Annotated in this window: 10 protein-coding genes and 1 pseudogene; 5 read left to right on the forward strand and 6 right to left on the reverse strand. The window is 68.8% G+C overall.

All coding sequences use genetic code 11. The features are described 5' to 3' along the window. A partial coding sequence (locus AB1L88_RS20850) for a hypothetical protein (RefSeq protein ID WP_367098627.1) occupies window positions 1-201 on the reverse strand: 201 nt, incomplete at its 3' end. A 33-nt stretch (window positions 202-234) separates the two neighbouring features. On the opposite strand from AB1L88_RS20850, the gene AB1L88_RS20855 reads away from it, so the two are divergent. The 4 genes and pseudogenes from AB1L88_RS20855 to rpsI all read left to right on the forward strand — a co-directional run bounded on the left by AB1L88_RS20855 (window position 235) and on the right by rpsI (window position 4,053). After that, complete coding sequence (locus tag AB1L88_RS20855) at window positions 235-813, forward strand: hypothetical protein (RefSeq protein ID WP_367098628.1); 579 nt, start codon at window positions 235-237, stop codon at window positions 811-813. A gap of 259 nt (window positions 814-1,072) precedes the next feature. Further along, the gene (nadB, locus tag AB1L88_RS20860) at window positions 1,073-2,731 is read left to right on the forward strand and encodes an L-aspartate oxidase (protein WP_367098629.1); all 1,659 of its coding nucleotides are present in this window, start codon (window positions 1,073-1,075) and stop codon (window positions 2,729-2,731) included. Window positions 2,732-2,864: 133 nt separating this feature from the next. Next, window positions 2,865-3,287: pseudogene (gene rplM, locus AB1L88_RS20865) on the forward strand (50S ribosomal protein L13); the annotation flags it as partial. Between the two features lie 364 nt (window positions 3,288-3,651). After that, window positions 3,652-4,053 carry a 30S ribosomal protein S9 gene (rpsI, locus tag AB1L88_RS20870; RefSeq protein WP_367098630.1) on the forward strand — a complete coding sequence of 134 codons (402 nt, stop codon included), beginning with the start codon at window positions 3,652-3,654 and terminating at the stop codon, window positions 4,051-4,053. A 153-nt stretch (window positions 4,054-4,206) separates the two neighbouring features. Here rpsI and AB1L88_RS20875 read toward each other — a convergent pair whose 3' ends face one another. The 3 genes from AB1L88_RS20875 to AB1L88_RS20885 form a co-directional block, all read right to left on the reverse strand. After that, complete coding sequence (locus AB1L88_RS20875) at window positions 4,207-4,467, reverse strand: hypothetical protein (protein ID WP_367098631.1); 261 nt, start codon at window positions 4,465-4,467, stop codon at window positions 4,207-4,209. Between the two features lie 101 nt (window positions 4,468-4,568). Further along, window positions 4,569-6,095 (reverse strand): ABC transporter permease, encoded by a 1,527-nt coding sequence (locus AB1L88_RS20880; protein WP_367098632.1) that lies wholly within the window; start codon window positions 6,093-6,095, stop codon window positions 4,569-4,571. After that, on the reverse strand, window positions 6,092-7,039 hold the full coding sequence (locus tag AB1L88_RS20885; RefSeq protein WP_367098633.1) for a substrate-binding domain-containing protein: 948 nt from the start codon (window positions 7,037-7,039) through the stop codon (window positions 6,092-6,094). Before AB1L88_RS20885 ends, AB1L88_RS20880 begins: the two co-directional genes overlap by 4 nt. A gap of 350 nt (window positions 7,040-7,389) precedes the next feature. Here AB1L88_RS20885 and AB1L88_RS20890 point away from each other — a divergent pair, with 350 nt between their 5' ends. Continuing rightward, on the forward strand, window positions 7,390-8,283 hold the full coding sequence (locus AB1L88_RS20890; protein ID WP_367098634.1) for an HD domain-containing protein: 894 nt from the start codon (window positions 7,390-7,392) through the stop codon (window positions 8,281-8,283). Window positions 8,284-8,506: 223 nt separating this feature from the next. Here the strand turns inward: AB1L88_RS20890 and alaS are convergent, their stop codons facing one another. Both alaS and AB1L88_RS20900 read right to left on the reverse strand, forming a co-directional pair. Next, window positions 8,507-11,113 (reverse strand): alanine--tRNA ligase, encoded by a 2,607-nt coding sequence (gene alaS / locus AB1L88_RS20895; protein WP_367098635.1) that lies wholly within the window; start codon window positions 11,111-11,113, stop codon window positions 8,507-8,509. Window positions 11,114-11,309: 196 nt separating this feature from the next. After that, entirely contained in the window at window positions 11,310-12,788 is a 1,479-nt protein-coding gene (locus AB1L88_RS20900) for a PDZ domain-containing protein (RefSeq protein ID WP_367098636.1), read from the reverse strand. Window positions 12,789-12,883 lie beyond the last annotated feature (95 nt).

Here is a 12,883-nt window from a genome sequence, read left to right on the forward strand (position 1 = left end):
GGCGAGCAAAGCGAACAACGCCAGGGCGAGCAGGGCGAGCAACGCCAGGGCGAGCAGGGCGAGCAACGCCAGGGCGAGCAAGGCGAGCAGCGCCAGGGCGAGCAAGGTGAGCAACGCCAGGGCGAGCAAGGTGAGCAACGCCAGGGCGAGCAGGGCGAGCAACGCCAGGGCGAGCAAGGCGAACAGCGCCAGGGCGAGCAAGGCGAGCGCGAAGGTTCCCAGCCGGGCGAGAGCATGGGCGAACCCGAAGGCAACGTCGGCCAGGCAAACCTGCCCCCGAGGCTGCCTGAAGCAAAGGATCTCAGCGAGCCCCCCCCGACCCCCGACGGCCCGCCCGCGGTCGGTCGCGAGGCTCCCATCCCCGAAAACCTCCAGGCTCGTGATCAAAAGCTCCGCCGGATCCGGGAAGCGCTCCAGGACGAGGATCAAACCCGCAAGCTCGAAGACCTGACCGGCATGACCCGCGAGGAAATGTCACAGTTCGTCGAACGCTTCTCCGGCCCTCCCGAAGGTCCCGCCCGTGAGGGGCAAGAGCTGGAAGTCGACCTGGACTCCGAAGCCGGCACGCTCGACCCGAACCGAGTCGTGCCCGACCCGCTCTCCGGCGTCCGCCAGAGCGAAGGGGCCCGACGATCCCAGGGCACCGGCGTCAACGACGGCCTCGGCATGAGCCGCCAGGGCGGCGGCACGCCTCCCCCGCCCCAGCTCCGGAAACTGGTCGAGGCCTACCAGCGGAGGCTCTCAGACACCACTCCCCCCTCGACCCCGACGGGGAGCAGTGCCCCGCCCCCCCGCCGTGGCGGAACCCCCTGAGTCGTCCGATCGGCGACCCATGGAACCGTGAGGGGGCTGTCCCGAGACGCAGCGCCGGACGATCGACCACCTCCGATCCGTCCGGCGCTGCGAGTCGCCTCCCTCGCCCGGGCACCGACCAGGGGCAGTCGGAAATCCCCGATCCTGTCACCGGTGCTTCGTGTTACACTGAGGAGGTCTCGATCCCCCCGCCGACGCCGGCCGCCGATCGAGTTCCCTCCGTACTCGCCCGACCCCCGACATCGGATACCCTCCCCCGATGATCGACTCGCTGACCCTCCCCCGACGTTACCTCATCCCGTTCGACCCGAGAGATCTGCCCCACCACTTCACCGACGTGCTGATCATCGGCGGCGGCCTGGCCGGCCTCCGCACGGCGCTCGGCATCGACGAGTCCGCCCGCGTGCTCGTCGTCACCAAGGACCAGATCCGGGAGAGCAACAGCACCTACGCCCAGGGCGGCATCGCCTCGGTCCTCGACCCCGAAGACCACTTCGACGACCACGTGGCCGACACCCTCGCCGCAGGCAAGGGGCTCTGCGACCGCACCGTCGTCGAGACCGTCGTCCGCGAGGCCCCTGGCCGCATCGCCGAGCTGATCGACTGGGGCACCGTCTTCGACCAGATCGACGGCCAGGTCGCGCTCGGCCGCGAAGGCGGCCACTCGCACGCCCGCATCGTCCACGCCCTGGGAGACTCGACCGGCCGCGAGGTCATGCGGGCCGTCGTCGCCCAGACCCAGTCCCGCCCGAACGTCCGGATCTGGCAGAACAGCTTCACCATCGACCTCCTGACCTTCGAAGGCCGCTGCCGAGGCGCCCTCGTCTGGGACCGCCGCCGCGGGCCGTCCCTCATCTGGGCCCGGGCCACCATGCTGGCCACCGGCGGTGCAGGGCAGCTCTACCGAGAGTCGACCAACCCCCCCATCGCCACCGGCGACGGCCACGCCCTCGCCTACCGCGCCGGGGCCGAACTCCGCGACATGGAGTTCATCCAGTTCCACCCGACCGTCCTCTACATCGCCGGCTCGTCGCGCCACCTCCTGACCGAAGCCATCCGGGGCGAAGGGGCCTACCTCCGCGACTGCAACGGCCACCGCTTCATGCCCGAATACCACCCCGACGCCGAACTCGCCCCCCGCGACGACGTCTCCCGCGCCATCGTCGCCCAGATGGCCCGCACGCAGCACCCGTGCGTCTTCCTCGACCTCTCGCACCTCGACCCCGCGCTCGTCCGCCGGAGGTTCCCCAGCATCGACACGCTCTTGCACAGCTTCGGCCTCGACATCACCCGCGACCAGATCCCCGTCCGCCCCGGCGCCCACTACATGATCGGCGGCATCACCGTCGACCTCGACGGCCGGACCGACGTCCCCGGCCTCTGGGCCGCCGGCGAGGTCACCAGCTCCGGCCTCCACGGCGCCAACCGCCTGGCCTCGAACAGCCTGCTCGAAGGGCTCGTCTTCGGGGCCCGGGCCGCCGACGACATCGACCGATCCCTCCACGGCCCGATCCCCGCCCTGCTGGAAGTCCCCCCCATCGCGGCCGATCACCACGAGGTGCCCCACGAGCCGCTCGACCTGGCCGACATCCGCAACTCCCTCCGCGCCCAGATGTGGCGCAACGTCGGCATCACCCGAGACGCCCAGGGGCTCGAACAGGCCGCCCACCAGGTCGCCTTCTGGTGCCGCTACGTCCTGAACCAGAGCTTCGACACCCCCGAAGGCTGGGTCCTCCAGAACATGCTCACCGTCGCCCACCTGATCATCGCCGGGGCCTCGACCCGCGAGGAATCGCGCGGCACCCACACCCGCCGCGACTTCCCCGGGCCCCGGGCCGACTGGGAACGCCCCGTCCGTTTCCGCCGCCCCCGGCTGCCCGAAGACTCCGCCCCGGTCGACCCGGCCCTCGTGTCTTGATCATTTCGGGCGCGAGTTTCGCGCTCGCGCCTTGAAGTTCGGTCAATCCGTCGGTATTCTGGTCGTTTTGCCATGCCGGTCTTCACCGTCCGGTGACGCGCTTCGACCTACGACTTGGGTCACTCCGACCATGATGAAGTGTTATCAGGCCAAGGCCAACGAACTGGCCCCCCAGTGGTACGTCATCGACGCGACCGATGCCGTCGTCGGCCGCCTTGCCGCCCAGATTGCCCCGATCCTGATGGGCAAGCACCGCCCGACCTACACCCCCCACATCGACACGGGTGACTACGTCATCGTCACCAACGTCGACAAGGTTGTCTTCACCGGCAACAAGTGGCAGCAGGTCGTCTATCAGCGCTACAGCGGCTACCCCGGCGGCCAGAAAGAAGAAGTCGCCTGGAAGCTCTTCGAGCGCCACCCCGAACGCATCCTGTACGAGGCCATTCGCCGCATGATGCCGAAGTCCAAGATGGGCCGGCACATGATGTCGAAGCTCAAGCTCTACGTCGGCGACCAGCACCCGCACCAGGCCCAGCAGCCCATCCCGCTGGAGCCGAAGCTCGGCCGACCGACCGCGTCCGGGGCCATCCTCGCCCCCGAGCCTTCCCCCCCCAAGCCGAAGGCCCGCAAGGCCCCCAGACCGAAGGCCGAGGAAACCGAGGTCGCGGCGGACGCCAACCCGACCACCGCACCGGTCGCCTCCGCCGCCCCTCCGGCCGAAGACACGACCCCGTCGTCGAGCCCGACCCCCGAGTCGACCGACGCCGCCGAAACACCCAAGCAAGACTGATCAGCAGCGGTGAGGCCGGGCCCGCCCGGCCTCGCTCACGCCTTGAGAACGTTGTCTTTCCGATCCGAATCAACGGAGCATATCGCCCCGGAATCTTCCCGGGGGATCGCCGAGGAACCCCGAGACGATGGCCACGGTTAACAACCCGTACACCTGGGGCACCGGCCGCCGCAAGACGGCTGTCGCCCGCGTTCGCATCCGAGAAGGCTCGGGCCAGTACCTCGTCAACGGCCAGCCCGTCGACGAGTACTTCAACACCGAAACCGGGCGGGCCGACGCCCGCGCGCCGATCCATGTCGCCGATCTCGGCGGGCGGCTCGACGTGTTCGTCAACGTCGTCGGCAGCGGCAAGAGCGCCCAGGCCGGCGCCGTGATGCTCGGCCTCGGTCGCGCCCTCTCCGCCTACCGGACCGACCTCGAGCCGCAACTGCGCGACCACGGCTTCCTCACCCGGGACGCCCGCATGGTCGAACGCAAGAAGTACGGCCACAAGAAGGCCCGCCGCAGCTACCAGTTCTCCAAGCGTTGATCGGGCCAGCCACCACCCCGGCCCGATCCTCGACGCGTGTCACGCTCCAGCACGGCCCCGGCGATCCCTCCAGGATCGCTCGGGCCGTTCGTCGTTCCGGGCCCGATCGGTCTCGATCCCGATCCCGATCCGGCACACACGTCCCGGATCGCATCAGCGATCGTCAAGCCACCTGACGAGCATCAGGATCGGCACGATCGCCCCCAACGCCAGGAGGATGGCGATGCCCAGCCACGAGGGCACCTGCCGCTGACCATGCCGGTCGGCGAACACCTCGATCATCGAGCGGAAGCCCGCGGCCGCCGCAGCCGCCCCAGGGATCGCCAGCCAGAGCGGATCGACCCTCGACCTGAGGAGCATGCCGACCAGCAGCAACGTCAGCCCCGCGAACGTCGCGACGATCGGGGATCGCAACGGGATGCCCTCCTCGAATCGGCGCCGAGATCCGCCAGGGAGCGTCCTCGCCTGGAAGCCAGCTCGACGCAAACGCGGACGGACCTACGCCTCACATCGCCTCACTGCTTCAGCCTGAACCGCTGATTGAAGCCGACGGCCAGGACCACCACCACCCCGAGCACCAGCCCCTCGATCTGGCTCGGCTCGATCCCCTCGACCACCAATCCGGTCCCGTTGATGACGATCCGGATGAGGACCAGGCCGAGCACCGTCCCCCGGATCGACCCCAGGCCCCCGGCGAGGCTGCACCCGCCCACCACGGCCGCGGTGATCGCCGACAACTCATAGGCGAAGCCCATCGTCGGATTGGCCGACCCGGTGTTGCCCAGGAAGAGCACCCCGCCGAGCGCCGCCAGCAAGCCGGAAATGGCGTAAGAGACCGTCTTGAGCCGTCTCGTCGGCAGGCCGCTGAGCCGGGCGGCCGACTCGTTGCCCCCCAGGGCATAGAGGTGCCGTCCCAGCACCGTCTTGCCCATCATCAGGCTCAGCAGGCCGGCGACGACCAGGAACAGGGGGATCGTCACCCAGTACTCGCTCCCCAGCACCCGGAACGTCCGGTCCGAGACCGTGATGCTCCGATTCTCGCTCAGGATCATCGCCAGGCTGCGCAAACCTGCCAGCGTGGCCAGCGTGGCGATGAACGGCGGCAACTTGAAGGCATTGATCAGGAAGGCGTGGCCGGCCCCGATCGCCAGGCCCAGCAAGAGCGAGAGCGTGACTGCGGCGACGATCGTGCCCACCGGGACGCTGGCCGAGGAGCTATCTCCCGACGAGATCCCCCAGAAGACGGCCCCACCGACCAGCAGGCCGAAGGCCACCGCCCCCTTCCTCAGGTGCAGGACCACGCCGATCAACGCCGCCAGGCTCGACGCGGCCACCACCAACGCGACCGAGGCGATCGCACCGCTGCCGCCCGACCCCCAGCCGGCCAGCGAACCCGCCGCCAATCCCCAGACCAATGCCGCCGCCGAGGCGCCGGCCTGCTCATCGGCCCCTCGTCGCAGGCCGTACACCAGGGCCACCAGCACCCCGACCTCGACCAGGCCCACCACCCACGAGCCCGGGTCTCTCGACCCGGAGATGATTCCGACCCCCGCGGCGATCACCGCGGCCGGCCCCGACCCGACGACGAGGATCCGCCCCCAGCGCCCGATCGGCAGGTTCAGGCCGATCCAACCGATCAAGGTGACCGACGTCGCCACCAGGATCCCGGTCGTCCACGGGCCGGCCTCGCCGATCCCCGGCAGCCACGAGGTCATCAGCCTCGCCGCGACCACCGCCGAGAGGGCCACCATCGCCCCGATCGACAGGTCGATCCCCCCCGCGATGATCACCACCGCCACCCCCACGGCGAGCACCCCGAACAGGGCGGTCACGTGGAAGAGCGTCTGCAGGTTGTAGGACGTGAAGAACGCCCGGGGGGTCCCCGGCTCGAACAGGAAGCTCGGGCCGGGTGACACGACGTAAATCAGGCCCACGACCGCAAGGATCGCCCCGACCAGCCCGGCCTCCGAGTCCCTCAGCCACGCCAGGAACTTCAGGCCGGTCGGGGAAGCGTCCGGGGACGGTTTCGCCTCGTCGCTCATGTCGATTGCAGTCCCTTGCTCTCCAGCCACGTATTCATCTCATCGATCGTCAGGACCTCCAGCCCCTCGTCTCCCAGCCCCGAGACGGGCGACTCGGCCTGCGGCACCACGATCCTGACCCCGGTATCGCGATACGTCCCATCCGGCAGGATCTCGGACACCGTGGCCTCGTCCTCCTCGATCAAGGCCTTGAGCAACTGCACGCCCAGGCGGCCCATCTCGTACGGATTCTGGCAGATGGTCGCATCAATGTTCCCGAGGTTCAGGTGCGGGCGGGCCGCCTCGTCGAGGTCGAAAGTCACGACCGTCACCCGCTCCCGCACCTGCGGCGAGTTGGCCATCTCCTCGGCGATCCCCGTCGCGTTGTACGAATAAAGCCCGACCAGTGCGTCCAGGTCCGGCGTCTTCGACAGGGCGCTCTGCACGTTCTGCCGGGCCCGGCTATGGTCGCCGCCGTCTTCCCAGGTCTGGGTCCGCTCGAACGCATCGCCCGCCCCTTCGAGCAAGCCTTCCTCGCGGGCCCGGGCATTGGCCGCCGAGGCCGCACCCACGAACAGGGCCATCTTGCCCCCCTCCGGGCGAAGCAAGGCCAGCGCCCGACCGGCCACTCGGCCCGCCTCGGCATTGTTCGTGCCGATGTACGCCCGCCTCGCGTCCGCGTGCGCCGCGTCGACATCCGAATCGATCGTGATCACCACCTTCCCGGCCTTCTGCAGGTCGTTCATGGCGTCGATCACCCCCGGGGCGTCGGCCTCGAGCGCCGAGATCGCCACGCCGTGCACGTCGGGCATGCTCAGGACTTCCCGGAGCTTGTCGATCTGCCCCTGCACCTGCCCGTCGTTCCGCCGGAGGCTGACCGCGGCCCCGAACTCCTCGCCGCCGTCCTGCATCCCCTTCTCGACGGCGCTCCACCAGTCGGAATTGGTGTTCGAGATGAAGATCACGCGGGGGCCTTCCGGGCCGATCTCCGCGGTCTTCCCGCCTCCGGAACCCCCTCCGCCACAGCCCGAGACCAATCCCCCGAGGGCGACCAACACCGCCCAAGCGAGGCATCTCCGCAGGATGCCGTTCACGAGTGTCTCTCCCCTGGCAACTCTCAAACAAGACGTGCGAGGGACAGGCCCCTGGACCAGCCCCTCCGGTTGCCTCATCTTAGCCGCGCCGGAGAACCGGCGAAACGGCCCGCCGCCCGCGACCCCCGGAAATCCGAAGGGATACAGAAGATCATCCTTTCGTGGTAAACTGATCCTGACATTCACCATTCCAGAGGCGCGGGGATCAGGGGTCGGACGCAATGCAGTGGACGGATCGGGTCTACGGGGAATCGGCCATCACCGACCCCGATCTGCTGGCGCTGATCGCCTGTCCCACCATGCAACGGCTCAAGGGGATCCGCCAGGCCGGCCCGTCGGCCCTGGCCTTCTCCTTCAAGGCCGTCACGCGGTTCGAGCACAGCCTGGGCGTCCACCTCCTGTTGCGACGCCTCGGTGCCGATCCTCGCGAACAGGTCGCCGGCCTCCTGCACGACATCTCGCACACCGCCTTCTCGCACGCCGTCGACTTCCTCTACGAGTCGGACGAGCAGAATCACCACGAGCTGATCAAGCCCTCATTCTTGAATCGCCCCGATCTCGTCGCGGCGATCGACCGCCTCGGCTTCGCCCCGGCCGACTTCTACGACGACGCCGTCTACCCGCTGCTCGAACGCCCCTTGCCCTGGCTCTGCGCCGACCGCATCGACTACTTCTTCCGGGACAGCCTGGCCTGCGGCGTCTCGACCCCCGAGGTCGTCTCTCGGATGCTTTCCAGCCTCGACGTGGTCGATCGGACGATCGTCTTCACCGACGTCTCCGCCGCCCGGGAGGCGGTCAACCTCTTCGAGGTCATGAACCGCGAGTGGTGGGCCAGCCCGACCGAGGCCTACATCTACAACGAATTCGCCATCGCCCTGCGGACCGCGTTCGACTCCGGCCTCCTCGTCGAGGACGACCTCCTGGCCGACGACGCCCACGTCCTGGCGAAGCTCCGGGCATCGGGCGACCCGACCATCACCGACGCCCTCGATCGGATCGCTCATTTCGACATCGACTGCCTCGTCGACTACATCCCGAAGGTCTCGCCGAAGCTCCGATGGCTCGACCCCCCGGTCAGGATCGGCCCCTCCTACCGGCGGCTTTCCCAGCTCTGAGGACGACCGGCAGCCCCCGTCTTTTCCAACTCGCTCCAGCCCCCCTCAGCCTGCCCCGAGGCCTCGACCGGCGACGGAACGCTCCGATGCGTGATCGCCTCCCGGGACGATCACGCATCGGATGTGCCCGGCAACATGTTCGGTCCGGCCGCATCGAATCGCCCGGGAGAAACCGGGGGGTTGGACCGATCGAGTCGCCCCGCGGCCCTTCGATCCCCTCGGATCAACCGCCGAGCGATCCGCGAGCCACCTCGACCGCCTTCTCGATCGCCTGGGCGATCGCCTCGGGATTCTTCCCGCCGGCCTGGGCGAAATCCGGACGGCCGCCGCCGCCGCCGCCCACCACCGGGGCCACCTGCTTCAGCCAGTTCCCCGCGTGGAGGCCCCGCTCGACCAGGTCGGGCGTCAGCCCCGCCGCCAGGATCACCTTCCCCTCCGACGCCGTGATCAGCAACGCGGCCAGGCCCGACTCGACCTTCCGACGCGCCACGTCGATCAATTGCCGAAGCTCATCGGGCGCGACCCCCTCCACCGAGGCGGCGATCACCTTCGCCCCGCCGATCTCCCGCACCTGCTCCAGCAGCGCGTCGGCCGAAACCTTCGGCGCCTCCCGACGCTGGCTGGCCTGCTTCTTCAGGGCCTTGATCTCCTCCAGCAACGCGGCCACCCGATCGGCCGCCTGCTGGACGGGGACCTTCAAGGTGCCGGCCACCGCCGCGAGTGCGTCTTCTTCCTGCCTCACATAATCAAGTGCCGCCTTGCCGGTCAGGGCGACCACGCGACGGGTCCCGGCCGCGACCGACTCCTCGCCGACGATCTTGAACAGGCCGACCTGCCCGACGCTGTCCAGGTGCGTCCCGCCGCACAGCTCTCGGGAGAAGGCCCCCATCTCGACGACCCGGACCACATCCGGGTACTTCTCACCGAAGAGCGCCATGGCCCCCAGTTGCTTGGCCTCGTCCAGCGGCATGGTCCGCCACCGAATCGGCTCGCCGAGCAAGATCCGGTCATTCACCGTCTCCTCGATCGCTCGCAGTCGGTCGCGGCCCACGGCCTCGGGATTGGCGAAGTCGAACCGCAGCCGATCCGGCTCCACCTTGCTGCCCGCCTGTTGCGCATGCTTTCCGAGATGCTCATGCAACGCGTGGTGCAGGACGTGCGTGGCCGAGTGCGCCCGCCGGATCGCCTCGCGACGCGGAGCATCCACCCGCGCCTTCACATGCTCATTCACGGAAACGGTGCCGTCATCGACCCGGCCGATGTGGAGGATGAACCCCCGGTCGCGCTGGGTATCCTCGACATGGAAGCGGAAACCGTCCCCTTCGATCAGGCCGACGTCGCCGATCTGCCCGCCCGACTCCCCATAGAACGGCGAGCGGTCGAGCACCAGGGCCACCGGATCGCCGCTGCCGGCGGTTTCGCGATCGACCAGTCTTCCCTGAGCGACAATGCCGATGACGATCGCCTCGGCCTCGGTCGTTTCGTAGCCGAGGAAGGTGCTCCCCGCGTGGTAGTCCTGCTTCAACGCGTCGAGCGGGCCGGTGGCGAAGACGGCGGCGGCGGAGTCCTGGCCGGAGGTCTCGGCGTGCTTCTGACGCTCGCGCTCGAACTCCGGCATGTCGACCGCCAGGTCCTGCTCGGCGGCGAGGCTCTCGGTCATCTCGATCGGGAAGCCATACGTCGAGTGCAAGCGGAAGGCCGCCGCGCCGGAGATCACGTCCGAGCCGGCCGCCTTCGTCTTGCGCACCGTGTCGTTATAAAGCCTCAAGCCGGTGTCGATATTCCGGAGGAATTGCTCCTCCTCCTCCCGGACGACCGTCTGAATCCGCCGGACGCTGTCGGTCAGCTCGGGGTAGGGCCGCTTCATCGCGTCTGCGACGAGCGGGATGATCTCGAACAGGTACGGCTCGCGACGCCCCATCAGGTAGGCGTCGAGCACCGCCCGCCGCAGCAGGCGGCGGACGACGTAACCTTGCTGGTTCGGCCCCGGCTGCACATTCTCAAAAATCGTGAATGTCAGGGCGCGGGCATGATCGGCCGCGCGTCGGATGCGGATGCCGTCGAGCGATTCGGCGTCGTACGTCTGCCCGAGCACCTCGGCCACCGCCGCCACGAGCGGCGCGAAGATGTCCGTCTCGAAGTTCGTCTGCACGCCTTGCAAGCACGAGGCGGCCCGCTCCAGGCCCATCCCCGTGTCGATATTCTTGCTCGGCAACGGTTCCAGTTCGTTCGGCCCGACGCGGTTGAACTGGGTGAAGACGAGATTCCAGATCTCCACCTCTCGGCCGTCGTCGTAGTGGTAGAAGATCTCGGAGCAGGGGCCGCACACGCCGTTCGGTCCGTGGGTCGGCGCACCGGCCGGCCAGAAGTTGTCGTCCTCTCCCATCCGGGTGATCCGGTTGGCGGGGACCTTCACCTCCTTGTGCCAGATGTCGTACGCCTCGTCGTCGTCCAGGTAGACCGTGATGGTCAGGCGATCCTTCGGGATCGAGAGGGTCTGGGTGAGGAACTCCCAGGCCCAGTGGATCGCTTCTTTCTTGAAGTAGTCGCCGAACGAGAAGTTCCCGAGCATCTCGAAGAATGTCATGTGCCGGCCGGTCTTGCCGACGTTCTCGATGTCGCCGGTGCGGATGCACTTCTGGCAGGTCGTGGCCCGCTTGAAGCTCGGGTCGCCCAGGCCCATGAACTCGCGCTTGAACTGGTTCATCCCCGCCGGGGTGAACAGCACGGTCGGGTCGTCTCGCGGCACGAGCACGTCGCTCGATCGGCGCTCGCACCCCTTGGAGACGAAGAACTCGAGGTAGGCTTCGCGGAGGTCGTCGGTGGTCATCGGCGGTGGGCCTTGGGACGGATCGGGCCGCGGAAACGACGGGGAGCGGGGCCCCGTCGCGCGGCGGCCAACGTCGCGCACGGCCCCGACCGCGCCGGGTCTTCAATCAGACGGCGCGTCTCGATGAGTACCAGGATACCCGAAAACACGGCCCGGAGGCAGCGTCAGACCGCCCCCTCCGGGAGAATGGACACGGTCATTCGATCGCCGGCCCCGTCTCCGGCTCGATCGTGATCGGCCCCCGATCCGTGCTCAGCCGGACCGGCTTGCCTGCCAGCGACTCCACCGCCGCACGGAAGGCCCGGGGGGTGCGCACCGCCATGCCGTCGACCTGCGTGATGATCTGGCCGACCCGCAGCCCCGCGTTCTCGGCCGGCGTGCCCGAGATCACCTCGACCACCCCCACGCCCCCGCGAGCCATCGCGGTCAGCAGCTCGTCTCGGGGAGAGATCACGCTCGGGAAGTCGATCCGGATGCCTCGCCAGGTCTCGCTCTTGGTCGTGGCAATGATCTCGCCGTCGATCGGGTACTTCGACAGGACGACTTCCTTGGTCAGGACCCGTCCATCGCGGCGGATGGTCAGCTCGACCGGCTCCCCGACGGGCAGAGGATTGACGGCCCGGACCAGGCCATCGAAGTCGACGACCGGCTGACCGGCCACCGCCTCGATCGAATCCCCCTGCAGCAGCCCCCCCTCGCCGGCCGGAGTCCCCGGCTGGACCTCCCGGATCATGTTCGAGGGGCTGCTCAACGAGATGCCGAGGAAGCCGTATTCGACCTCCTTCCCCTCGACCAACGCGTCGACCGCGTGCCGTCCCAGCGAATCCATCGGGATGGCGTAGCCGGCCCTCGGGTCATACCCGACGGCGTTGGCCGAGGCGGTCGTGATCGCCACCAGCTCCCCCTTCAGGTTCACGACCGCGCCGCCGCTCATCCCGAGGTTGAGCTTCGAGTCGAGCTGGAAGAGGGTCGAGTAGTGCTGGAGCATCGTCGGCACGATCTGGCCGAAATCGTTGCTCGGCGCGATCAGCCGCCGCGCCGAGTTCGCCAGGATCCCGAAACCGGCCGACGCCTGCCCGTCCCTCGATGCATTGTGCGAGTTGCCCAGCGCGACCAGGAACGTCCCGGGCCGGAGGGCCGAGGCGTCTCCCATCGGGATCGGATCGGGGAACGCCCCCTCGGCGAACGGCGCCAATCCCCCGACCGGGGCGATCACCGCCAGGTCGCTCCTCGGGTCGGCGGCGAGGATCTCCGCCTCGAACGGCTCCAGCCCATGGACCCGAACGAACAACCGCTCGGCCCCCGAGACGACGTGATAGGTCGTCAGGATCTGCCCCTCGTCGCCGATCACCACCCCCGAGCCGAAGTCATACGAGACGTAATCCGACGAGGCCGGGCCGTCGTTCCGCATCCCGAAACCGTCGATGAACACCACACCGTTCGGGTTGTTGGCCGCCCGCATCGCAACCCGGCCGCGGACGGCGAGGGTCGTCCCGTCCTCCGACTTCACCCGGTCGATGGTCACGACGGCGGGGCGGGCCTGCTCGATGGCGTGGGTCACCGCCTGTTCCAGGGCCGAGATGACGTCGATCGGCCCTGGACCGTCCTCGGCGACCATCGGGGTGAGCGCGACGGGCAAGGCAACGAGGGCGGAGGCGAGCAGGTGGGTCATCATGCGATCCGATCGGGAGGGAGGGACGTCGTCGGGACGGCGGGGATGACGGCGGTCGGTCGGGTCGGTCGGCCTTCATCCCATTGTCCCCGCCTCGT

Source organism: Tautonia sp. JC769 (genome assembly GCF_040717455.1).
In the GTDB taxonomy this organism is placed as follows: Bacteria; Planctomycetota; Planctomycetia; order Isosphaerales; family Isosphaeraceae; genus Tautonia.

What these genes read in the sequence shown, in the direction of transcription:
- AB1L88_RS20855 (WP_367098628.1), top strand. Translation starts at nt 235, where the DNA reads ATGGGCGAACCCGAAGGCAACGTCGGCCAGGCAAACCTGCCCCCGAGG.
- nadB (WP_367098629.1), top strand. Translation starts at nt 1,073, where the DNA reads ATGATCGACTCGCTGACCCTCCCCCGACGTTACCTCATCCCGTTCGAC.
- rpsI (WP_367098630.1), top strand. Translation starts at nt 3,652, where the DNA reads ATGGCCACGGTTAACAACCCGTACACCTGGGGCACCGGCCGCCGCAAG.
- AB1L88_RS20880 (WP_367098632.1), bottom strand. Translation starts at nt 6,095, where the DNA reads ATGAGCGACGAGGCGAAACCGTCCCCGGACGCTTCCCCGACCGGCCTG.
- AB1L88_RS20890 (WP_367098634.1), top strand. Translation starts at nt 7,390, where the DNA reads ATGCAGTGGACGGATCGGGTCTACGGGGAATCGGCCATCACCGACCCC.
- alaS (WP_367098635.1), bottom strand. Translation starts at nt 11,113, where the DNA reads ATGACCACCGACGACCTCCGCGAAGCCTACCTCGAGTTCTTCGTCTCC.
- AB1L88_RS20900 (WP_367098636.1), bottom strand. Translation starts at nt 12,788, where the DNA reads ATGATGACCCACCTGCTCGCCTCCGCCCTCGTTGCCTTGCCCGTCGCG.